General features: G+C 62.2%; 19 protein-coding genes and 1 pseudogene. 9 read left to right on the forward strand and 11 right to left on the reverse strand.

The genetic code is table 11. The features are described from left to right. Positions 1–142: 142 nt before the first annotated feature. Entirely contained in the window at positions 143–2,506 is a 2,364-nt protein-coding gene (locus HU767_RS17375) for a DNA polymerase II (RefSeq protein ID WP_186730087.1), read from the reverse strand. 375 nt (positions 2,507–2,881) lie between these two features. Here HU767_RS17375 and HU767_RS17380 point away from each other — a divergent pair, with 375 nt between their 5' ends. The 5 genes from HU767_RS17380 (at position 2,882) to HU767_RS17400 (ending at position 6,837) form a co-directional block, all read left to right on the forward strand. Then, positions 2,882–3,322 carry a CBS domain-containing protein gene (locus tag HU767_RS17380; RefSeq protein WP_030138503.1) on the forward strand — a complete coding sequence of 147 codons (441 nt, stop codon included), beginning with the start codon at positions 2,882–2,884 and terminating at the stop codon, positions 3,320–3,322. Between the two features lie 69 nt (positions 3,323–3,391). Further along, a complete protein-coding gene (locus HU767_RS17385; RefSeq protein ID WP_186708496.1) occupies positions 3,392–3,988 on the forward strand; it encodes a paraquat-inducible protein A in 597 nt (198 codons plus the stop codon). Beyond that, positions 3,985–4,644 (forward strand): paraquat-inducible protein A, encoded by a 660-nt coding sequence (locus HU767_RS17390; RefSeq protein WP_186708494.1) that lies wholly within the window; start codon positions 3,985–3,987, stop codon positions 4,642–4,644. Before HU767_RS17385 ends, HU767_RS17390 begins: the two co-directional genes overlap by 4 nt. Then, on the forward strand, positions 4,625–6,283 hold the full coding sequence (locus HU767_RS17395; protein ID WP_186730088.1) for an MlaD family protein: 1,659 nt from the start codon (positions 4,625–4,627) through the stop codon (positions 6,281–6,283). Before HU767_RS17390 ends, HU767_RS17395 begins: the two co-directional genes overlap by 20 nt. A gap of 17 nt (positions 6,284–6,300) precedes the next feature. Further along, on the forward strand, positions 6,301–6,837 hold the full coding sequence (locus HU767_RS17400; RefSeq protein WP_186730089.1) for a PqiC family protein: 537 nt from the start codon (positions 6,301–6,303) through the stop codon (positions 6,835–6,837). 85 nt (positions 6,838–6,922) lie between these two features. Here the strand turns inward: HU767_RS17400 and HU767_RS17405 are convergent, their stop codons facing one another. Beyond that, positions 6,923–7,552, reverse strand: coding sequence for a glutathione S-transferase family protein (locus HU767_RS17405; protein ID WP_186708663.1), 630 nt, complete (start codon positions 7,550–7,552; stop codon positions 6,923–6,925). A gap of 222 nt (positions 7,553–7,774) precedes the next feature. Between HU767_RS17405 and HU767_RS17410 the strand changes: the two are divergent. Then, positions 7,775–8,044 (forward strand): annotated as a pseudogene (locus HU767_RS17410) (hypothetical protein); the annotation flags it as partial. A 208-nt stretch (positions 8,045–8,252) separates the two neighbouring features. On the opposite strand, the gene HU767_RS17415 reads toward HU767_RS17410, so the two are convergent. The 4 genes from HU767_RS17415 to HU767_RS17430 all read right to left on the reverse strand — a co-directional run bounded on the left by HU767_RS17415 (position 8,253) and on the right by HU767_RS17430 (position 12,251). Further along, a complete protein-coding gene (locus tag HU767_RS17415) occupies positions 8,253–9,347 on the reverse strand; it encodes a DUF1615 domain-containing protein (RefSeq protein ID WP_186730091.1) in 1,095 nt (364 codons plus the stop codon). 260 nt (positions 9,348–9,607) lie between these two features. Beyond that, on the reverse strand, positions 9,608–10,582 hold the full coding sequence (gene hemB, locus HU767_RS17420; RefSeq protein WP_186710862.1) for a porphobilinogen synthase: 975 nt from the start codon (positions 10,580–10,582) through the stop codon (positions 9,608–9,610). Positions 10,583–10,698: 116 nt separating this feature from the next. Continuing rightward, positions 10,699–11,556: a PhzF family phenazine biosynthesis protein gene (locus HU767_RS17425; protein WP_186710860.1), complete on the reverse strand. Its 858-nt coding sequence runs from the start codon at positions 11,554–11,556 to the stop codon at positions 10,699–10,701. Continuing rightward, complete coding sequence (locus HU767_RS17430) at positions 11,553–12,251, reverse strand: glutathione binding-like protein (RefSeq protein WP_186730092.1); 699 nt, start codon at positions 12,249–12,251, stop codon at positions 11,553–11,555. The genes HU767_RS17425 and HU767_RS17430 overlap by 4 nt, the downstream gene beginning before the upstream one ends. A 318-nt stretch (positions 12,252–12,569) precedes the next feature. Between HU767_RS17430 and HU767_RS17435 the strand changes: the two genes are divergently transcribed. Beyond that, complete coding sequence (locus tag HU767_RS17435; RefSeq protein ID WP_186710866.1) at positions 12,570–13,244, forward strand: histidine phosphatase family protein; 675 nt, start codon at positions 12,570–12,572, stop codon at positions 13,242–13,244. 134 nt (positions 13,245–13,378) lie between these two features. Here HU767_RS17435 and mnmH read toward each other — a convergent pair whose 3' ends face one another. Beyond that, a complete protein-coding gene (gene mnmH, locus HU767_RS17440) occupies positions 13,379–14,482 on the reverse strand; it encodes a tRNA 2-selenouridine(34) synthase MnmH (RefSeq protein ID WP_186710063.1) in 1,104 nt (367 codons plus the stop codon). Beyond that, the gene (gene selD, locus HU767_RS17445; RefSeq protein WP_186710062.1) at positions 14,482–15,516 is read right to left on the reverse strand and encodes a selenide, water dikinase SelD; all 1,035 of its coding nucleotides are present in this window, start codon (positions 15,514–15,516) and stop codon (positions 14,482–14,484) included. Before selD ends, mnmH begins: the two co-directional genes overlap by 1 nt. Positions 15,517–15,698: 182 nt before the next feature. Here selD and HU767_RS17450 point away from each other — a divergent pair, with 182 nt between their 5' ends. Then, positions 15,699–15,983 (forward strand): hypothetical protein, encoded by a 285-nt coding sequence (locus HU767_RS17450; protein ID WP_186710061.1) that lies wholly within the window; start codon positions 15,699–15,701, stop codon positions 15,981–15,983. A 265-nt stretch (positions 15,984–16,248) separates the two neighbouring features. Next, the gene (locus tag HU767_RS17455) at positions 16,249–16,836 is read left to right on the forward strand and encodes a hypothetical protein (RefSeq protein WP_186730093.1); all 588 of its coding nucleotides are present in this window, start codon (positions 16,249–16,251) and stop codon (positions 16,834–16,836) included. 1,028 nt (positions 16,837–17,864) lie between these two features. On the opposite strand, the gene HU767_RS17460 is transcribed toward HU767_RS17455, so the two are convergent. The 3 genes from HU767_RS17460 to HU767_RS17470 form a co-directional block, all read right to left on the reverse strand. Further along, a complete protein-coding gene (locus tag HU767_RS17460; RefSeq protein WP_186730094.1) occupies positions 17,865–18,581 on the reverse strand; it encodes an alpha/beta fold hydrolase in 717 nt (238 codons plus the stop codon). Between the two features lie 65 nt (positions 18,582–18,646). Beyond that, entirely contained in the window at positions 18,647–19,759 is a 1,113-nt protein-coding gene (locus HU767_RS17465) for a succinylglutamate desuccinylase/aspartoacylase family protein (RefSeq protein WP_186730095.1), read from the reverse strand. Between the two features lie 103 nt (positions 19,760–19,862). Further along, positions 19,863–20,642 (reverse strand): ABC transporter substrate-binding protein, encoded by a 780-nt coding sequence (locus HU767_RS17470; RefSeq protein ID WP_186710055.1) that lies wholly within the window; start codon positions 20,640–20,642, stop codon positions 19,863–19,865. Positions 20,643–20,963 lie beyond the last annotated feature (321 nt).

Raw genomic sequence — 20,963 nt, forward strand, 5'->3', positions numbered from 1 at the left:
AAATCAAACGCTTTTTGTGGCGAGGGAGCTTGCTCCCGCTGGGTCGCGTAGCGGCCCCACTATCCTTGCGATCGCTGCGCAATCGAGCGGGAGCAAGCTCCCTCGCCACAAAAGCAGTCCGGCGCCTCGCAAACGACAGCCGTTAGAACAACCCCATCTGCCCCCCCACCAACGTTGAAAAGTCATCGTCCACAAACGGCAGGATCGCGTCCGCCACCGGCTGCAGCTGTTTGGTCACGTAGTGGTCGTAATCGATTGGCGCGCTGCGGGTTTCCAGCGGTTCGGGACCGGCGACAGTGATGACATAGCTGATCCAGCCGCCATTCTGGTATTGCCGCGGACGGCCCTGGCGCTGGTTGAACTCATCGGCCAGCCGCGCGGCCCGTACATGGGGCGGGACGTTGCGTTCATAGTCGTCCAGCGGTCGACGCAGGCGCTTGCGGTAGACCAGCCGCTCATCGAAGGCACCGGACAGGGTCTGCTGCACATAATCGCGCACATAGTCCTGGTAGGGCTTGCGGTGGAAGATCCGCCCGTACAGCTCCTGCTGGAACTGCCGGGCCAGCGGCGACCAATCGGTCCGCACGGTTTCCAAACCCTTGTAGACGATTTCATCGCTGCCGTCGGCGCGAGTCACCAGTCCGGCGTAGCGTTTCTTGCTGCCCTCCTCGGCACCTCGGATGGTCGGCATCAGGAAGCGCTTGAAATGCGTTTCGAACTGCAGCTCCAGCGCGCTTTCCAGCCCGAACTCGGCACGCACCTGTTCACGCCACCATTGGTTGACGTGGGCCACCAGCTCGCGACCAATCTTGGCCGCCTCCTCCTGACCGTGGGCACGGCGCAGCCAGACGAAAGTGGAATCGGTATCGCCGTAGATCACCGAATGCCCCTGGGCTTCGATCAACTGGCGGGTGTGCTGCATGATCTGGTGGCCACGCAGGGTGATGGACGAAGCCAGGCGTGTGTCGAAGAAGCGACAGCCACTGGAGCCGAGCACGCCATAGAATGCGTTCATGATGATTTTCAACGCCTGGGACAGCGGCGCATTGTGTTCGCGCTTGGCGGTTTCCCGGCCTTCGGCGACCCGCGCGACGATGGCCGGCAGGCAGTGCCGAGTACGGGAGAAGCGCGCCCCGCGAAAGCCGGGTACCGACTTGTCGTCATCCGGGTGGCGCAGCCCTTCGATCAAGCCCACCGGGTCGATCAGGAAGGTGCGGATGATCGACGGATACAGGCTTTTGTAGTCCAGCACCAGCACCGACTCGTAGAGCCCCGGTTGAGAGTCCATGACAAACCCGCCCGGGCTGGCCTCGGGCGGGCGCTGGCCAAGATTGGGGGCAACGAAACCCTGGCGGTGCATCAGCGGCATGTACAGGTGCGTGAAGGCTGCCACCGAACCACCGCTGCGGTCCGCTGGCAGGCCGGTGACGCTGGCCCGCTCCAAGAGGAACTTGAGCAGTTCGGTCTTGGCGAAGATCCGCGTCACCAGCTCGCAGTCCTTGAGGTTGTAGCGGGCCAGGGCCGGCTTGTCCTCGGCGAACATGCGATTGATCTCGTCCATGCGCTGGTACGGGTTGTCGATGGACTTGCCCTCCCCCAGCAGCGTCTGGGCAACATTTTCCAGGCTGAACGACGGAAAACTCCAAGTGGCCGAGCGCAAGGACTCGATGCCGTCGATGATCAGCCGACCGGCCGCCGAGGCGAAGAAGTGGTTGTTGCGCGCGCCGTGCTCGCGCCATTGCATTTCTTCGCCACCGCGCCCCAGGCGCAACGGCACCGCCAGCCGCCGGGCATGTTCATGCAACACCCGCAGGTCGAACTGCACCAGGTTCCAGCCGATGATCGCGTCGGGGTCGAAACGGGCGAACCAATCGTTGAGTTTTTTCAGCAGCAGCGTGCGCGATTCGCAATATTCCAGCTGGAAGTCCACGCCGGTATCGTCGCCGTTAGGTGGCCCGAGCATGTAGACCTGGCGCTCGCCGCAGCCTTCCAGCGCAATGGAATACAACTCGCCCTGGGCGGTGGTTTCGATGTCCAGCGACACCAGGCGCAACGGTGGACGGTAATCGGGCGCCGGTTTCATCTGGGCATCGACCAGCAGGCCATCCGCGGCCGGGGTACCGCCGAACCAGACCGGGGCGGTGATGAAACGCTCCATCAGGTAGCGCTCCGGCGGCCTGACGTCCGCTTCGAACACCTCCACACCGGCGCGGCGCAAGGTGGTGTCCAGGCGCATCAGCTGGGCATGTTGCTGGCAATACAGGCCCAGCACCGGGCGATGCTCGAAATCCAGCAGGTCCAGGGGGCGCAGTTCGATGTCCTTCTCCTCTTGCAGCAAGGCTTCGAGCTGGCCGCGCTGGACCTGCGGCACAAAGGCCACCGACGTTTGCACCGGCAGGCGCACGCGCCGGGGACCGGCGTCGGTCGCCAGCCAGAACTCGACTTCGGTGCCGGCCGGGGTGTCGCGCCAATGCCGGGTCAGGACGAAGCCCTGCTGTAGATCCACCGCTGCAACCTCGAATTTTGCGTAGGCGACGATTCTACCTGTGGCGGGGGGACTTCACCTGACCAACTGACACACCACCCACCTGCTTAACTGACACCCACCTGCTTTTTGTGGCGAGGGAGCTTGCTCCCGCTGGGGTGCGAAGCAGCCCCAAAACCGACCACCTCGGTATATCGGGCGAATGCCAACAACCTGGGGCTGCTGCGCAGCCCAGCGGGAGCAAGCTCCCTCGCCACAGGGTGCATGGCGTCACTTCGGTGGTGAATTTACCGGCAATGACGTTTTTGGACGATTGGCCGCCGCTTTACCGCTTGCTCTGCGCCGTTGGGTCTACGATGCTTTAACCACCTGCAAAAACAACACCCGAGGCTCCCCATGAAAACCGTCGCGCAGTTGCTCCGGATAAAAGACGAGAAGAACCAGCAAGTGCACACCATCTCACCGGACGACATGGTATTGCAGGCCCTGATGCGCATGGCCGAGAAAAATGTCGGCGCCTTGCTGGTGGTGAAGAACGATGAGGTGCTGGGGATCATCAGCGAGCGCGACTATGCACGCAAAATGGTCCTGCACGGGCGCTCGTCGGTGGGCACGAAGGTCAGCGACATCATGGTCTCCCCGGTGATCACCATCGACCCGCACCAAAATGTCGAGACCTGCCTGAGCATCATGACCGAGAAGCACTTGCGACATTTGCCGGTGGTAGAAGACGGCAAACTCGTCGGGCTGCTGTCCATCGGTGACCTGGTCAAGGAAGCCATCGCCGAACAGGCCGACCTGATCCGACAACTGGAGCAATACATTCGCGGCGAATGATCCGTCGCAACGGGTTGCTCATTCTCAACACACTTCTATATTGAAGGGGTTGTTCCTGCGAGCATCCCGATGGCCGCCACCGACCGACTGATCATTTGTGAACATTGCGATGCGGTGTACGAGCCGGTTGTGCTCGCTCCGCACCAGAAAGCCGCGTGCGTGCGCTGTCACGCGGTGATCCAGCGCTACAACGGCCTGACCATCGAACAGCGCCTGGCCTTGAGCGTGACGGCCGCGGTGTTGTGGGCTTTCGCCAACATTTATCCGGTGATGAGCATCCGCCTCCAGGGCCTGAGCAACAGCGCGACATTGTGGGACTCCATCGTGGCGCTGAGCCAGGGCCCCATCACTTTCATCGCCCTGGTGACAGCGGTGGCAATCATCATTGCACCGGCCTTCCAGCTGGCGCTGCTGCTCTGGGTCCTGGGCCATGCCTACCTCCAGCGGCGGGCGCCGGGGTTCGCCCTGTGCATGCGCAGCCTGGAAACCCTGCGGCCCTGGAGCATGCTGGAGGTGTGCCTGCTGGGCGCACTGGTGGCGGTGATCAAGCTCGCCGGCCTGCTGGACGTGCTGCCGGGCATCGGCCTGTTCGCCCTCGCGGCCTTGAGCCTGTTGATGATCCGCATTGCCGGGCGTGATGTCCGCGACCTGTGGGACAGCCTATGAGCGGCCAGCCGCTGGACACCCCGCCCGAGGCCCGCGACCTGAACCTGTGCCTGTGCCACAGTTGCGGCCTGGCCTGCGACATGACCGACGAACCCGATACCTGCCCCCGTTGCGACGCTCCCCTGCATCGCCGCAAACCCGACGCCATCACCCGCACCTGGGCCTACATGCTCGCCGCGCTGGTGTTCTACATCCCGGCCAACCTGCTTCCGGTCATGAACACCCAGATGCTCGGCGAGGGCGCCGACAGCACGATCATCAGCGGCGTCATCGAGTTCTGGCAAAGCGGCGCGTGGGACATCGCCCTGATCATCTTCATCGCCAGCATCGCGGTGCCCGGCATCAAGTTCGTCGTGTTGACCCTGCTGCTGGTGACCGCACAGCGGCGCAGCACCTGGGCCCAGGTCCAACGGGCGAAGCTGTACCGACTGGTGGAAGTCATCGGCTACTGGTCGATGCTCGACGTGCTGGTGGTGGCCCTGGTGGCGGCCCTGGTCAAGTTCCAGGCACTGAGCGATATCGAACCGCGACCGGGTATCCTGTTTTTCGGCCTCGTGGTGCTGTTCACCATGTTGTCGGCCATGAGTTTCGACCCCCGGCTGATCTGGGACACCCAACCTTCCGAGGAGACCATGGATGAAGTCGCAAGTCACTGACGGGCAACAACCCGCACCCGGTCGGGCTCACGTCAGCACCCGTCGCTGGACGGTGTCGCTGGTGTGGATCGTGCCGATCATCGCGGTGCTGGTGGGCATTTCCCTGGTGGTCAACAACTGGCTGCAGGAGGGCCCGACGATCACCATCACCTTCAAGACCGGCCAGGGCCTGACCGCCAACAAGACCCAGGTGAAATATCGCAACGTGGTGATTGGCCAGGTCACCGACGTGCAATTGAGTGAAGACCAGAAGAACGTCACCGCCACCGTCAAGCTCGCCAAGACCGCCGACACCTTCACCCACGAAGACTCGGTGTTCTGGGTTGTACGGCCGCGTATCGGTGCCGGTGGGATCTCGGGAATCGACACGCTGCTGTCCGGCGATTTCATCGGTGCCGACGCTGGCCAGTCGAAAGTGCGCGCCAAATCCTTCACCGGCCTGGAAGCCCCGCCGCCGATCACCTATGGCGAACCGGGCAAACGCTTCACCCTGCACTCCCAGGACCTCGGTTCGCTGGACATTGGCTCACCGGTGTACCTGCGCAAGATCCCGGTGGGCCAGGTCGTGTCCTATGCACTGGACGCCGACGGCAAAGGCGTCGACATCGACGTGTTCGTCAACGCGCCCAACGACCGGTACGTCACCGAAAACACCCGGTTCTGGAACGTCAGCGGCGTGGACGTGAACGTCGGCGCCAACGGGTTCGCCGTCAAGACCGAGTCGCTCTCGGCCTTGCTGCTTGGCGGCATCGCGTTCAGGGCACCGGAATACAGTCCAAACGACACCATTGCCAGCGAAGACAAGACCTTCGAATTGTTTGCCGACCAGCAGAGCGCCCTCGCTCCACCCGACGGCAAGGGACAATACCTGGCCCTGCGTTTTGACCAGGCACTGCGCGGGTTGCGAGTCGGCGCACCGGTAGAGTTCCTCGGCGTTGAAGTCGGCCGGGTGGTGGCCATCAACCTGGATTTCGATGAGAAACAACGCAGCTTTCCGGTCAACGTCGGCGTGGTGATCTACCCTCAGCGCCTGGGCAAGGCCCATGAAAAACTGCTCAAGTCGCTCAACCACGATCCGGAAGACGAAGCCGCCGGTGCCCGCCTGATCGGCAGCTTTGTCGAGCGCGGCCTGCGCGCCCAGGCCCGCAGCGGCAACCTGCTGACCGGGCAGTTGTACATCTCGCTGGACTTCTACCCCAAGGCCGAAAAAGTCGCCTTCGACCCCAGCGCCCGCCCCGTGCGTATTCCAACCCTCCCGGGCAGCCTGCAGCAATTGCAGGAACAACTGCAGACGATGGTCGAGCGGATCAACAAACTGCCATTGGAGAGCATCGCCGGCAACCTGGATGGCAATCTGGTGGAGTTGCGCAAAGGCCTGGCCCAGTTCAACAGCAAGACCTTGCCCGGCGTGCAAAGCACCTTGCAGGACGTCAGCAAGACCCTGCAATCGGCCAACTCGACCCTGGCCGAAGACTCGCCGCAGCGTGAACAACTGACCCAGACCTTGGACGACCTGGGCCGCATGTCGCGCTCGTTGCGCGAGCTGTCGGACTACCTGAGTCGCCACCCCGAATCGCTGCTTCGCGGCCGGCCCAAGGACGCACCGGCACAGAACCTTACCTTGCCGGTGAAAGAATGATCACAGGAGCCCGCCCCATGCCACTGACGCTGAAACTCACCCTGGTTGCCGTGGCCCTGCTGCTCGGCGCCTGTCGCAGCGATCCGATTCATTACCACACCCTGAGCCCGGTTCAGCCGGCAGGCCAGTCACGCTCTGGCATGGACATCCAGATCGAACAGGTGAGCGTTCCTCCCCAGGTGGATCGCACCCAGATGGTCATTCGCCAGGGCAGCAGCGGGTTGGCGATCCTCGAAACCGAATGGTGGGGCGCCAGCCTGGCGGATGAACTGCACAGCAGCCTGGACGAACAACTGAGCAACCCTGGCGCGCCGAAATCATCGCTGCGGGTGGATGTGCAGCGCTTTGACTCGATCCCAGGCCGCTACGCCCGCATGGACGTGCAATGGCGGCTACGAAGCCTGGGCGGCGATACCCGCCCCCTCGTTTGTCGCAGTAGCCTGCAGACACCGTCGGGCGCCAGTATCGACGACCTGGTGACAGCCCATCAGCAGAACGTCCGGCAATTTGTCGACCTTGTCGAGCAGGCGGCTGTACGCAAAGTCTGTCCTTGACCTGTAGGAGCTGTCGAGCGAAGCGAGGCTGCGATCTTTTGATCTTTCGCTTGAGATTCAAGCGTCAGGGGAAAGATCGCAGCTCCTACAACGGCCAATGCAGCGACAGTATCGGCGCCACGCGTGGATGGCGGTCGATGCGCTCCAACAATCCGTAGAATTGCGGGCGGGCGTTGAGCATCGCCTCTCGCGTATTTCTCCACTTGGTGATCACAGCCGCCAGGATATCCAACGCCCCCGGCTCGGCACCGCCGAGAAACGGTTGGGCCGGGAATTGGTCGGCAAACAGCGCCCAGTTGCGGTAGAGCCGTTGCTGGGTACCTGATACCAAGCGCTGCCGAGTCTCTTCGTCCGCATCGTCCAGCCAGCGCTCCGGAAAATCGATGATGCCGATGGGGGTGTAGCAGTTGGCCGCGATGTAAACCAGGCCTCGTATGGCTTGCGCACGTTGGGCTGCGTCGTCAGGGAGCAGCTTCGAGGCGGGAAAGGTCAGCCCGAGGTGAATCAGAATCGCCGATGCCTCGGTCAGCACCGAGCCATCTGGCAGTTGCAGCGTCGGAACCTGCTTCAGGGGGTTGAGGGCCTCGAGCTCTTTCGCTGCTTCACTTTCTTCCGTCGAATAGGCATCGACCCGCCGATAAGCCACATCACAAAGGTCCAGGGCCACCTCTACCGCCGACGAGCCGGATTGCCTGTGACCGAATAACTGATACATGAGCTTGCCTCCTGCCTGTGGGTTACCCGGTAGAACCTGCAAACCTGGCAGTGTTCCACCCGAAGGACGACGCGCACGCCAGGGGGACACCCTCGCTGGATCAACCGACATCGAGCTATCACTGCCGTCGATGTTCACCATCATGCCAATGAAGTTCTCTTGATGATCGCCCGGGACAACAATGGCCCCACACAAACCACTGCACCCCCGGAGCACACCATCATGAAACGCCAAGTCATCCTCAGCCTCGCTTTCTCCGTACTGGCCGCCAACGTATTCGCCGCCTCCTCGCAACCCGTCGTCGCCGAAGGTGGCGCTGATCGCCTGCTGGATCGCCGCGTAGCTGAAGGTGGCTCTGATCGTCTGCTGGAACGCCGCGTTGCCGAAGGTGGCTCCGACCGCCTGATCGAAAACCGCGTAGCTGAAGGTGGTTCTGATCGCCTGCTGGAACGCCGTGTAGCCGAAGGTGGTTCTGATCGCCTGATCGAAAACCACGCATGAGTTGCTTGACCGTAATGCCTGAAAACAACGCAAGTCATAGGCAACACACCCCGTGGCGAGGGAGCTTGCTCCCGCTCGGGCGCGCAGCGGCCGCAATGATCGACAAGCCGCTGCGTAGCCCGCCCGACACACCCATCAAGACGACTCCCCCCTAAAAGCCCGGCCTCATCCACCGGGTTTTTTCATGCCCCGACATCTGCTAACGCCCCGCCGCCCGCGCCATGCAGCGCTGATAACGCTCATCCACCCGCTTGGCAAACCACGCCGTGGTCAGCTTGCGCGTGATCTTCGGACTCTTGAGCACGATCCCCGGCAATATCGCCCGCGGCAACGGCTTGCCCTCGGCGCGCTCAGCCAGTTCGAACACCCGCTTGTAGAGCTTGCTGTCCTCGAACGCCAGGCGATCGCCCTGCTCCAACTGATCGCGAATGGTCGGGTTGCGCATCCCCAACGACTTGCCCAGCGTGCGAACCGCCAGCTCCGTGCTGCCCGGCATGATCGAGTCATGGGCAACCAGATCGCCATCCAGCGCCAGGGAAATGCCCGACGCCACACTGACCGCATGCTGGAAAGCCGCGTTGCGACTGGCGTACCACCCGGCGTTGAAATCGGCGAAACGATACAACGGCTCGCTATAGCTCACCGGATAACCCAGCAAATGCGCGATACCGAAGTACATCCCGCCACGGCGACTGAACACTTCGCGACGAATCGAACCATCTACCGTATAGGGGTAATCCCGCGCATTGGCTTGGGCAAACGCGATGCTCACCTGCATCGGGCCACCGGTGTGCACCGGATTGAAACCGCCGAACAGCGTCTTGCCCAGCGGCACCATGCCGATGAAATCATCGAAAATCCCGCTCAGCTCTTTCTCGCTACGCGCCGCATTGAGTCGATCGCTGTAGCTTTTGCCATTGGGCGAACGCACCTGGAGCGCGCCGCTGACCAACAGCTCCGGAATGTGCACCTTCGCCGCCCGGCGGTTGATCTCTTGACGAGCGATCTTGCCCAGCCCCGGCACTGGCGGGTCGGCCTGGAACGTCGACTCCTGTTCGGTCACCGCCAGGACCGCACAGATATTCTGCGTCGTGGACGGAATCTGCTGGGCCGCAAAGGCCACGTAGATGTCAGTCGCCCAACCTTGGCGATCCGTCGTCTTGGCCGGCAATAATTGCACGATCTGCTTCTTGACCTCAGCGGGTTGGCGCTCGGGCTCCTGGGCCTGACGACTACCGCAACCGGCCAGGGCCAGCAACGCCGCGAGGCTGATCATCAATCGGTTGAATTGCATGGGGCTCCATCGGGTTTGTTGTTCCGGAGCAACCATACGATCAAAAGTGAATGTGAGCTATAGCCCACTGTGGGAGCGAGCCTGCTCGCGATGACGGCGGCACAGGCAATACTGATACAAGCTGACCCACCGCTATCGCGAGCAGGCTCGCTCCCACAGGAGAATGGCGGTGTGCCTGGATTTCCCATCCAACCCAAAACCACTGTGGGAGCGAGCCTGCTCGCGAAGGCGGCGGCATTGGCAACATTGATGCAGGCGGATCAGATCCCACTCAGCGCCAGGTCCATGGCGAAGTAAGTGAAAATCAGATCCGCCCCCGCCCGCTTGATGGCGCCAAGGCTCTCGCGTACCACGCGGGCCTCGTCAATGGCGCCGGCCTGGGCGGCGAATTTGATCATCGCGTATTCGCCACTGACCTGATACGCCGACAGCGGCAGGTTCGACGCCTGGCGAATGTCGCGGATGATATCGAGGTAGGCACCGGCCGGCTTGACCATCAGCGCATCGGCACCTTCCTGCTCGTCGAGCAGGGATTCGCGCAAGGCTTCGCGGCGGTTCATCGGGTTCATCTGGTAGCTCTTGCGGTCGCCTTTGAGCGCGCTACCGCCGGCCTCGCGGAACGGGCCATAGAGCGCCGAAGCGAATTTGGTGGAATAGGCCATGATTGCCGTCTGGCTGAAACCGGCGTCATCCAGGGCCTTGCGAATCGCCTGTACCTGCCCGTCCATGGCTGCCGACGGCGCGATCACATCGGCACCGGCGCGGGCCGCCGCCACGGCTTGCTTGCCCAGGTTGACCAAAGTCCGGTCGTTGTCCACTTCATCGCCGTGGAGGACGCCGCAATGACCATGATCGGTGTATTCACAGAAGCAGGTGTCGGACATCACGATCATTTCCGGCACCGCGTCCTTGCAGATCCCGGCCATGCGCGACACCAGGCCGCGCTCGCTCCAAGTGTCGCTGCCGTCGTTGTCCAAGTGATGGGACACACCAAAAGTCATTACCGACCTGATGCCAGCACGGGCATAGCGCTCGATCTCACTGGCCAGCTTCGATTCAGGGATGCGCACCACGCCGGGCATGCTCTTGATCGGCACAAAATCATCGATTTCTTCTTCGACGAAAATCGGCAGTACCAGGTCGTTCAAGGTGAATTCGGTTTCCTGGAACAGGCTGCGCAAGCTTGCATTGCGACGCAGGCGGCGTGGACGTGCTTCGGGGAACTGGCTGGACATGGGACTCCTGGGCAAAAAAGGGTGCTCGATCACAGAGCGCAAAGCTTATGCCCTGGCCAGCCAGGGCACAAACGCCGGCTGGAGAACAGAGTGTTACCAGCCGAGCAATAATCGCCTCACAAGGTCAACGAGCCATTGATGCACGTCACGACTGCGCCGCCAATCCAGACTTCATCCCCCACCTGCTCGACATGAATGCGCCCGGCCCGGCCCATCGTCAGTCCCTGGCTGACCACGTAGGACGCCGGCGCCAGGCCTTTGCCCAGCATCCATTGCGCGAGCCCGGCGTTCAGGCTTCCGGTGGCCGGATCCTCGGGCATGCCATCACCGGCGATGAAACCGCGCACTTCAAATTGGGCCTCATCGCCATCCACGGCCCGATCCCAAGGTGCGATCACGCCCACGGCCAGATCCAGCAACTGCGGGTAATCGGGTTCAAGCGTCAGCACCTGCTGGCGATCCTTGAGCATCACCGCCAGCCAACCGGCACCGTTATCGACCCATTGCGCCTCGACAATCGCCTCCGCGGCAAGCCCTAGCCCCTTGCGCACCCGCTCCAGCAGCTCGGCGTCCAGCGGACCGGACTTGAGCAAGGGTGGCGCGAGGAACGCCAACCCATGATCGCTGCGGCGAATCCTGACCAGGCCGACGCCGCACTCCTGCACGATCTCCTGCCCTTTCGGCACGCCGCCGGCTTCCAGCCAGGCGTGACAACTGCCCAAGGTCGGATGCCCGGCAAACGGCAACTCGGTCAAGGTGGTGAAGATACGCACCCGGTAATCGGCTTCCGGGTGCCGCGGCGCCAACAGGAACGTGGTTTCGCTGAGGTTGGTCCAATTGGCAAAAGCCGCCATGTGCCCGTCACTGAGCCCGTCGGCCCCCAGCACCACCGCCAGTGGATTGCCTTTGAGCGGCACATCGCTGAACACATCCAGTTGCTTGTAATCGAAACGGCGGGACGTCGGGCCACTCATTCCGGAATCTTCAACCCGCGCGCCACAGCCGGTCGCGCCAGGAAGCGCTCCAATACCCGCGTCACATTGGGGAAGTTCTGGATACCCACCAGATCACCGGCCTCATAAAAACCGATCAAGTTGCGCACCCAGGGAAACGTGGCGATATCGGCGATGGTGTAGCGCTCGCCCATGATCCAGTCCCGGCCTTGCAGACGGCCATCAAGGACCTTGAGCAGACGCTTGCTCTCTTCGACATACCGATCCCGCGGCCGCTTGTCCTCGTAGTCCTTGCCAGCGAACTTGTTGAAGAACCCCAACTGCCCGAACATCGGCCCGATCCCACCCATCTGGAACATCAGCCACTGGATCGTCTCGTAGCGCGCCGCCGATTCCTGGGCCAGCAACTGCCCGCTCTTGTCCGCCAGATAAATCAGGATCGCCCCCGACTCGAACAGCGCCAACGGCTGGTCTCCCGGCCCATGGGGATCGAGAATCGCCGGGATCTTGTTGTTGGGATTCAGGGAAAGGAACTCGGGCGACAGCTGGTCGTTGCTGGCGAAGTCCACTTTGTGAGGCTCGTACGGCAGGCCGATCTCCTCCAGCATGATCGAGACCTTCACGCCGTTGGGGGTAGGCAGCGAGTAGAGCTGGAGCCACTCCGGGTATTGGGCGGGCCATTTTTCGGTGATGGGGAACGAAGTCAAGTCGGGCATGGGGTCGGCTCGGAAATGAAAGAAAGCCCGAGGATAATCCAAGATGTAGGGCACGGCATCACTGCCCGTCATGGAATTCACCTCGTCCGTTCTTAATTTCGCAACATCCTGTCGTTAACGTTCCTCCTATCTCCCGATGGAGATCGTTACAGTGCACCAGGACCAGCCAGAATCGAACCAAAGCGCTCAAAGGGACTCTGAGCAATGCCCCCCGAGGATTCGACGAGGCGTAACGACAGGGAAAACACCCGAAGCCAGGCGCTTCGCGGTGCCAGGGTTTGTCAGCCTGACTCACGCGTGCCGAAGACTACTTATTCGATGATGAACCCACTGAATTTCGCCAGACGTTTCAAACACCGTTCGTGGCTGATGCTGCCGACGCTGCTTGTGGTCTGTGGCCTGGTGTTGTCGCTGGAGTCCAGCGTCAGCCGTGCCCAGCCAGCCGACGGTGTACAGACCCTGGTGTTCCTGCGCCACGCGGAGAAACCCGCCGGCGGCCTGGGCCAGCTCAACTGCCAGGGCCTCAACCGCGCCATCGACCTGGCCACCCTGTTGCCGGAAAAATTCGGCAAGGCCGATTACGTGTTCGCGGCCAACCCTACCCGCAATGTCGAGGAGGGCGAACAGGACAACTCCTACAGCTACATTCGCCCGCTGATGACCATCAGCCCCAGCGCCATCAAGCTCGGGTTGCCGGTGAACATCAATTATTCGGCCAACGACACCAGCGACCTGGCTGATGAACTGCTGGACGACAAGTACCACAACGCCACCATCTATACCGCCTGGTCCCATGGTTACCTGCCGGAGCTGATCAACGAAGTCGCCGGGGAGGCCTTGGGCAAGAAGCAGACCATTACCGATGACTGGGCCTCGGGAGACTTCGACTCGCTGTATGTGCTGACCCTCACCTGGCACAACGGCAAGGCCAGCCTCACCAGCCAGAGCTATAAGCAGGGGTTGGATAATGGCCAGGAGACCTGCCCGACATAATCAGGCGGTATTCCCTGTGGGAGCGGGCTTGCTCGCGAAGGCGATGGCACAGTCAACATCCTCGTCAACTGATCCACCGCTTTCGCGAGCAAGCCCGCTCCCACAGGGATTGACAGTGGATATGGAACCTGTGGTCAGCCGCCCCGGGCCGCCCGCTCCCGCAGATATTCCAGCACCTCCGCCTGCTCCCCCGAGAACTCGATCCGCAGCCCTTTCTTTTCCCGCTGGAACACGTACATCGGGTCGTAATACTCACGCAACAGACCTTCGATCCACCCGCGATGCAAATCGACGGCGCCGCTGTTGGCCTGTTCGGCCAAGGCGGCTTCCAGGATGTCCTTCAGGCGTCGGTGGCGGTCGCCGCCCAGGCGTTTGTGGATGTTGTCCAGGCTTGCCAGCAGTCGCTCGGCAAACAGCGAGAAGCCTTCGTCGCCGTGCACCGCGACAAATTCCGCGCAAAGGTCGATGACGTAATCCTGCAGGATCCGCTCGACCCGACGCTCCACGCTGTCCTCCAGCCAGACCATCGGAACCTGTTGCATGCGCTGATACAAGGACAGCGGCAAGGCGCAACTGCCGACCGCACGGCTCTCATCTTCCAGCACAAATTGCCCGATACCGGCGGCGCGCTTTTTCAGCACGTCCACGGCCAGGCGATTCTCGAAATCGATGTTGGACGGCTGGCCCGTGGCGCGTTTGCCGAAGCTCGAACCGCGATGGTTGGCATACCCTTCCAGGTCCAGGCTGTTGCCCAGTTGGCCCAGCACTTGGGTCTTGCCGGTACCGGTCATGCCACCCAACAGCACCAGGTCGCACTGGGCGACTGCCTGCTCGATGGTGTCCAGCAAGAACGTGCGCATCGCCTTGTAGCCACCGCCAACCCGAGGGTAGTCGATGCCCGCTTCGTCCTTGAGCCACTGTTGGACGATCTGCGAACGCAAGCCGCCGCGAAAGCAATACAGCAAGCCTTCGGGGTGGGCCTTGGCGAACGCGGCCCAAGCCTGGATGCGCTGGGCCTTGGTCTCGCCGGACACCAGTTGATGGCCCAGGACGATGGCGGCCTGCTGCCCCTGCTGCTTGTAACAGGTACCGACGCGTTGCCGTTCGTTGTCGGTCATCAACGGCAAATTGACCACGCCGGGAAAGGCACCCTTGATGAATTCCACCGGGGCGCGCGTGTCCATCATCGGTAAATCATTGAGGAAGATGTCGCGGTAATCGGTGATGTCATGGCTCATCAAGACACCTCGACCGCGTGACTCTGTCGCTCGACCAACTCGCCGATGGGTTCCAGCGCCAGACCGAGTTCAGCGGCCACCCGCAGGAACTCGTCCTCGCCTTCGGGGGTGACAGCAATCAACAAACCACCGCTGGTCTGCGGGTCGCACAGCACGCGCTTGTGCAGTTCCTGGACCCGACCGACCTTGCTGGCGTAGCTGTCGTAGTTGCGCAGCGTTCCGCCCGGCACGCAGCCCAGGTCGAGGTAGTACTCGACGCCTGGCAAACGCGGCACCGCGTCATAGCGGATACGCGCGGTCAGTTGGCTGCCGTCGGCCATTTCAACCAAGTGCCCGAGCAGGCCGAAACCGGTGACATCGGTCATCGCGGTCACGCCGTCGAGCTTGCCGAAGCGGCTGCCAGGCTTGTTGAGGGTGCACATCCAGTCACGGGCCAGGCCAACATCGGCGGCGCGCAGCTTGCCCTTCTTTTCCGCCGTGGTGAGGATGCCGATGCCCAGGGGCTTGGTCAGGTACAAGCGGCAACCGGCGGTGGCTGTGTCGTTGCGCTTCATGTGGCGCTTTTGCACCAGGCCTGTCACCGCCAGGCCGAACATCGGCTCAGGCGCATCGATCGAGTGCCCGCCCGCCAGGGGGATACCGGCCTCGTCACACACGGAACGACCGCCGCGAATCACTTCCCGGGCGATTTCCGGGGCCAACACGTTGACTGGCCAGCCGAGAATCGCGATGGCCATCAGCGGGTCACCGCCCATGGCATAGATGTCGCTGATGGCATTGGTGGCAGCGATGCGGCCGAAATCGAAGGGATCATCGACAATCGGCATGAAAAAATCGGTGGTCGAAACCACTCCTCGCTCCTCGTCGATGGCGTACACCGCCGCGTCGTCGCGAGAAGCATTGCCGACCCACAGCTTCGGATCGAGGTTCTGCGCACCACTGCCGGCCAGGATCACTTCCAGCACTTGGGGCGAAATCTTGCAGCCGCAACCGGCGCCGTGGCTGTACTGGGTCAGGCGAATCGGCTCGCTCATGGGCATACCTCTATTCAGTCAATTGGCCGATTCTAGCAGCAACGCCACCGACTCAGTGCCGCGCCGAGCATTCGCCAATACAACAGGCTGGGGCGATTCCCCCCAGCCCATCAGATGGAATTTTCCATTTCTGGAGGGATCACTTGAACATCACCCCTGCCTATCCACCCAGGAGACTGCCGATGCGCCTCGCACCCGCTGCTGCCGACAGCACTCATATTGATTACGGCCTCGACACGCTATTTGGTCGCGAAACCAAAAGCGTCCACTGCCAGTTCGATGTCAAACGCCTCGACGACGGCGAACCGCCCTGGTTCGCGCTGCACGTGCGCCCGCCATTGCCGACGGATCTGGAAAAGGCCCAGATCGTGGTGTTCAGCGCCGAAGGCAAACGCATCAGCGGCATTGTCCGGCGAGCCGAACGCCTGGCTGATGACAGCCTGCAACTGGACGTGGAACCCGACTGAGGTTTCGCAGGCACCGCCTGCCATCGCGAGCAAGCTCGCTCCCACCGGGGCTGTCGAACCCAATGGCGAGACCCACACCGCCCCACTGTGGGAGCGAGCTTGCTCGCGATGACGTTAGCCCAGACGCCCCAATCTCGGGGGGAGTGCTCCGGCGTTACCACACTCCTTTCGCCGAAATGACGCCTCTTCGGCACTGGCGCTGGAGTCCGGTGCGACGCCCATGGGATGATCGGCCTTCAAGCGCGACCATCCGTGGAGAGTTTCAATGTCATTGCTGAGTAAACAAGCCGCCGCCCTGTTGCTGGGGGCCATCGCCAGCCTGGTCGTGGCATCCGCCCAGGCGGCCCCGGCCAAACCTGCCAGTGATGCGCCGGCGCAGAAGGTATCGATGCTCGGCGGCAAGTTCATCTTCACCTTGCCCAAGGGCTTCACGGCGACGCCTTTGCCCCCCGGCGAGGCTGCCCAGGGCACCGCCGGGGCGACGGGGACGATGTACAGCAATGCCACCAGCAAGACCGTGGTGATCGCAGCGGAAAACGTCATCATCAACGGGGCGAATGTGAAGGATGACGATGGTGCGTTCCTCGACACCACCGTGGCCGACTTCGCCGTTCAGCGCCTCAAGTCCCTGCCGGACGCCAAGATTCTCAGCGAAAAAAGCCTGAAGCAAAAAGGCACCGGCCTGGGCCTGCGACAGCTCGACACCCAGGCGACCCAGGGCGGTGGACCGACCCTCGACAGCACCTTGCTGGCTGCCTCCGGCACGCGCATGGCGGCGGTGCAAATCATTTCCCGGGCCAGCGACAAAGCAGGTCATGTAGCGTTGGTGAAACAGATCGCCAGCGGTCAATAAGCGCCCCGAAACCTGTGGGAGCCGGGCTTGCTCGCGATGGCGGCGACCCATCCAACTGTGATGCAAGCTGACACACCGCTATCGCGAGCAAGCTCAGCTCCCACAGTGGAGTCCGTCGCCGAACCCTGTGGGAGCCGGGCTTGCTCGCGATGGCGGCGGCACATCCTGGCATTGATGCAAGCTGACACACCGCTATCGCGACCAAGCTCAGCTCCCACAGTGGAGTCCGTCGCCGAACCCTGTGGGAGCCGGGCTTGCCCGCGATGGCGGCGGTACATCCAACTGTGATGCAAGCTGACACACCGCTATCGCGAGCAAGCTCAGCTCCCACAGTGGACCTGGGTGTACGCAACATCTAAGTCCGTCGCCGAACCCTGTGGGAGCCGGGCTTGCTCGCGATGGCGGCGGTACATCCAACTGTGATGCAAGCTGACACACCGCTATCGCGAGCAGGCTCGCTCCCACAGTGGACCAGGGTGTACGCAACATCTAAGTCCGTCGCTGAACCCTGTGGGAGCCGGGCTTGCTCGCGATGGCGGCGGTACATCCAACTGTGATGCAAGCTGACACACCGCTATCGCTAGCAAGCTCAGCTCCCACAGTGGACCTGGGTGTACGCAACATCTAACTCCGTCGCCGAACCCTGTGGGAGCCGGGCTCGCGATGGCGGCGGCCCACATGGCATCGATGCAAGCTGACCCACAGCTATCGCGAGCAGGCTCGCTCCCACAATGGACCTGGGTGTACGCAACATCTAACTCCGTCGCTGAACCCTGTGGGAGCCGGGCTTGCCCGCGATGGCGGCGGTACATCCAACTGTGATGCAAGCTGACCCACAGCTATCGCGAGCAGGCTCGCTCCCACAATGGACCTGGGTGTACGCAACATCTAAGTCCGTCGCTGAACCCTGTGGGAGCCGGGCTTGCCCGCGATGGCGGCGGTACATCCAACTGTGATGCAAGCTGACACACCGCTATCGCGAGCAAGCTCAGCTCCCACAGGGTTTCGCCCACAGGGACTTACGGTGGTCAGGGATTGAGCCTCTCCAGCCAGGCCCGCAGGTCTTGGATTTCCAGGGAGCTGATGCTGTGGCCGACGCCCGGGTAGGCATGGAATTCCGGTTCCAGCGCCAGCGTTTTCAGGAAGCTGTTGGCCTCGGTGCCATCGTGATACGGGATGATCGGGTCTGCCGTGCCATGACCGATGAACACCGCCAGCGTCCGGCGTGACTCGTCGGGGGTCAGCTCCGCCCGCAGTACCGATAGGACCCGCCCGCCCATCGCGGCAATGCCGTCGACGGCTTCGGGGTGTCGCAAGGCCACTTCATAGCTCATCATGGCTCCCTGGCTGAAACCCACCAGGTAGACCTTGCTCGCATCGGTCGAATATTTGGCCCGGGCCTTGTCGATGAAGTCCAGCAGCATCTGGCCGCTGGCCTTCAGGTCCGAAGTGTCACCGTCATAAGCGCCGTCGCCCTTTTTCGCGAACCACTGGTAACGGTCCCGCTCCATGCTCTTCGGCGCTCGCACCGAGAGGTAGTTGTAGTCCCGGGGTAGCTCGTCCTTGAGTTCGAACAGGTCCTGCTCGTTACTACCGGAACCGTGCAGAAAGATCACCAGCGGTCGGTTCCGGGCGTGCTCATCGACTTGGGCCAGGTAGTTGAGCGGCAAGTCCGTGTGCAACGAGGGTTGGGCCTGCAACCCGGATGAGACCAGCAACAGAAACAGGGCGAGCGCTTTGAACATCGATCTTCCTCCATCGTTTCGATAGCCGCACGGCAAGGCGCGTGCGGTGAGGTAGACAGCAGTTATCAGTCGTTGATCAATTTCCCCGTACGAATCGGTTCACGCCCGGCGACTTTAGCCTGCCAGATACCCGGCTGCGTATAACGTCCACGGTCCAGGGCGAACAACACACCGCTGGTGCCGGCCCGCACGGTGGTGACCAGATCACCCAAAGGGTCGACCACTTCAAACAGCGGATCGCCCCGCTCCACCCATTCACCGGCCTCCCGCAGAAAACTCACCACGCCATGGTGCGGCGCGAACAGGTATTGCGTGCCTTCGAACGGAAAGCCTTCACAGCACTGCTCTGGCGCGGGCGGCCACTCCCCGGCGATGAAACCCTGCTCGGCCAGGAACCCGAGGATGGCTTCACAATTGGCCTGGGCCTGCTCCACCCGGGTATCGCCCATGCTGCCCAGCTCCAGCGTTGTCGCCAGGTTCGCCGGTGGGATTGCCGCCGCCGGAAAGGCCTTGGCCAGGCGCAACCAGGGCGCGGAGCAGGATTCATCGAACGAACTGCCGCCCGAATCCTCGCACAGCAACGCCACACCCGCTTTCAAGCGTGCGGCCAGGGAACGCCATTGCGGCCACTGTTGCGGCAAGGCGTACAAGTGGATAGCGGCCTCGAAATCGCAATGCAGATCCAGGGTAATGTCGGCGTCGCAGGCGTGGCGCAGCAGCAGGCGATGCAGCGCTTCGAGTTGCGAAGGAGGTGGCGGCAGGTCATCGAGGACCTCGGTCATGGCCTGGCGGATCAAGGTGATATTGGCCGCCGGATCGTCGCCCAGGCGCTCACCGATACGCTGCGCCACCGGTGCGCTGAGCTCCACGAAGGAACGGTTGAAATTCTTGCCGCTGCCCAGTTCGAAACGCCCCATGTGGGCACTTTGCAGATGTTGATCCAGGCCGATGGGGTTGGCCACCGGCACCAGTTCGATCACGCCCTTGAGCATGCCCTGGGCTTCCAGGTCGTTGAGCCGCTGCTTCAGCTCCCAGGCGGTGCGCATGCCCGGCAGTTCATCGGCGTGCAGGCTGGCCTGGATGTAGGCCTTGCGCGGGCCGTGGCCGTAACGAAACACACTGAGCCGGCGTTCGGTGCCCAGGTGACTCCATGGCAAGGTATGGTCGATGCGTTGCATGAGGAACTCCGAATGGCGGCATGACGATAGGCGCAGGGTAAACAATCGCCCATGAAAAAGGCGGCCGGCCGGGTCAACGGCGGGCCACCTTGGGGTTCAGCGATTAATGCCCATAGACATCAAAGGCGAAGTATTTGTCCTGCACCTTCTTGTACGTGCCGTTGGCGCGGATTTCGGTGATGGCCGCGCTGAATTGATCGGCCAGGGCCTTATCGCCCTTGCGCACCGCAATGCCGGCGCCGCCGCCGAAGTATTTCGCGTCTTCATAAGTCGGGCCGACAAAAGCGAAGCCCTTGCCAGCGTCGGTTTTCAGGAAGCCTTCGTCGAGGGTGACCGAGTCGGCCAGCGTGGCGTCGAGGCGACCGGAGACCATGTCCAGGTTGGCTTCCTGCTGGGAGCCGTAGCGCACCAGGTCGATCCCGGCGGGTACCAGCACTTCGGTGGCGAAACGGTCGTGGGTGCTAGCGCGCAGCACACCGACTTTCTTACCCTTGAGTTCGGTCAGCGGATCCTTGACCGCGGTGCCTTCCTTCATCACGAAGCGCGCCGGGGTGTGGTAGTACTTGATGGTGAAATCAACGTTTTTCTTGCGATCGTCGGTGATGGTCATGGACGACAGGATCGCGTCGATTTTCTTCACTTTCAGCGCGGGGATCAGGCCATCGAACTCCTGCTCGACCCAGACGCACTTGACCTTCATCTGTTCACACAGCGCATCGCCGATATCGACGTCGAAGCCGGCCAGCTTGCCGTCGGGGGTTTTCATCGAAAAAGGTGGGTAACCGGCTTCGATCCCGAGGCGGATCGGCTTGGCGTCTTCGGCCACGGCCGACAGGGACAATACGGACAGTGCCAGGGCACCGAACATGGCTAGCTTCTTCATTTTCGCTCCTGAGTGCGCAGGTATTTTATTGGATCGTTATAGGCAGATTCATAGCAGCGTTCGGTCAGCAAAAACCGAAGTGGCCGGGAGTCTAGAGGGGCACTCAGGAGGGAAATTATGTTGAGGCGACAAATAGTTATAAAAACAGCCAGGTGCGTCCGGCGGTCACAGGATTTGCGAAAAGCCTGACAGGGAAACACTCCAAAGGCAGGTACACACCCTGTGGCAGATAACCCCTGTGGCGAGGGAGCTTGCTCCCGCTGGGCTGCGCAGCAGCCCCTTGGTGCCTCGCCTTTATTGGGGCCGCTGCGCGCCCCCTGT

The organism is Pseudomonas sp. SWRI179, from assembly GCF_014268705.1.
Lineage (GTDB): Bacteria > Pseudomonadota > Gammaproteobacteria > Pseudomonadales > Pseudomonadaceae > Aquipseudomonas > Aquipseudomonas zanjanensis.

What these genes read in the sequence shown, in the direction of transcription:
- HU767_RS17380 (WP_030138503.1), top strand. Translation starts at nt 2,882, where the DNA reads ATGAAAACCGTCGCGCAGTTGCTCCGGATAAAAGACGAGAAGAACCAG.
- HU767_RS17385 (WP_186708496.1), top strand. Translation starts at nt 3,392, where the DNA reads ATGGCCGCCACCGACCGACTGATCATTTGTGAACATTGCGATGCGGTG.
- HU767_RS17390 (WP_186708494.1), top strand. Translation starts at nt 3,985, where the DNA reads ATGAGCGGCCAGCCGCTGGACACCCCGCCCGAGGCCCGCGACCTGAAC.
- HU767_RS17395 (WP_186730088.1), top strand. Translation starts at nt 4,625, where the DNA reads ATGAAGTCGCAAGTCACTGACGGGCAACAACCCGCACCCGGTCGGGCT.
- HU767_RS17400 (WP_186730089.1), top strand. Translation starts at nt 6,301, where the DNA reads ATGCCACTGACGCTGAAACTCACCCTGGTTGCCGTGGCCCTGCTGCTC.
- HU767_RS17405 (WP_186708663.1), bottom strand. Translation starts at nt 7,552, where the DNA reads ATGTATCAGTTATTCGGTCACAGGCAATCCGGCTCGTCGGCGGTAGAG.
- HU767_RS17415 (WP_186730091.1), bottom strand. Translation starts at nt 9,347, where the DNA reads ATGCAATTCAACCGATTGATGATCAGCCTCGCGGCGTTGCTGGCCCTG.
- hemB (WP_186710862.1), bottom strand. Translation starts at nt 10,582, where the DNA reads ATGTCCAGCCAGTTCCCCGAAGCACGTCCACGCCGCCTGCGTCGCAAT.
- HU767_RS17425 (WP_186710860.1), bottom strand. Translation starts at nt 11,556, where the DNA reads ATGAGTGGCCCGACGTCCCGCCGTTTCGATTACAAGCAACTGGATGTG.
- HU767_RS17430 (WP_186730092.1), bottom strand. Translation starts at nt 12,251, where the DNA reads ATGCCCGACTTGACTTCGTTCCCCATCACCGAAAAATGGCCCGCCCAA.
- HU767_RS17435 (WP_186710866.1), top strand. Translation starts at nt 12,570, where the DNA reads ATGATGAACCCACTGAATTTCGCCAGACGTTTCAAACACCGTTCGTGG.
- mnmH (WP_186710063.1), bottom strand. Translation starts at nt 14,482, where the DNA reads ATGAGCCATGACATCACCGATTACCGCGACATCTTCCTCAATGATTTA.
- selD (WP_186710062.1), bottom strand. Translation starts at nt 15,516, where the DNA reads ATGAGCGAGCCGATTCGCCTGACCCAGTACAGCCACGGCGCCGGTTGC.
- HU767_RS17450 (WP_186710061.1), top strand. Translation starts at nt 15,699, where the DNA reads ATGCGCCTCGCACCCGCTGCTGCCGACAGCACTCATATTGATTACGGC.
- HU767_RS17455 (WP_186730093.1), top strand. Translation starts at nt 16,249, where the DNA reads ATGTCATTGCTGAGTAAACAAGCCGCCGCCCTGTTGCTGGGGGCCATC.
- HU767_RS17460 (WP_186730094.1), bottom strand. Translation starts at nt 18,581, where the DNA reads ATGTTCAAAGCGCTCGCCCTGTTTCTGTTGCTGGTCTCATCCGGGTTG.
- HU767_RS17465 (WP_186730095.1), bottom strand. Translation starts at nt 19,759, where the DNA reads ATGCAACGCATCGACCATACCTTGCCATGGAGTCACCTGGGCACCGAA.
- HU767_RS17470 (WP_186710055.1), bottom strand. Translation starts at nt 20,642, where the DNA reads ATGAAGAAGCTAGCCATGTTCGGTGCCCTGGCACTGTCCGTATTGTCC.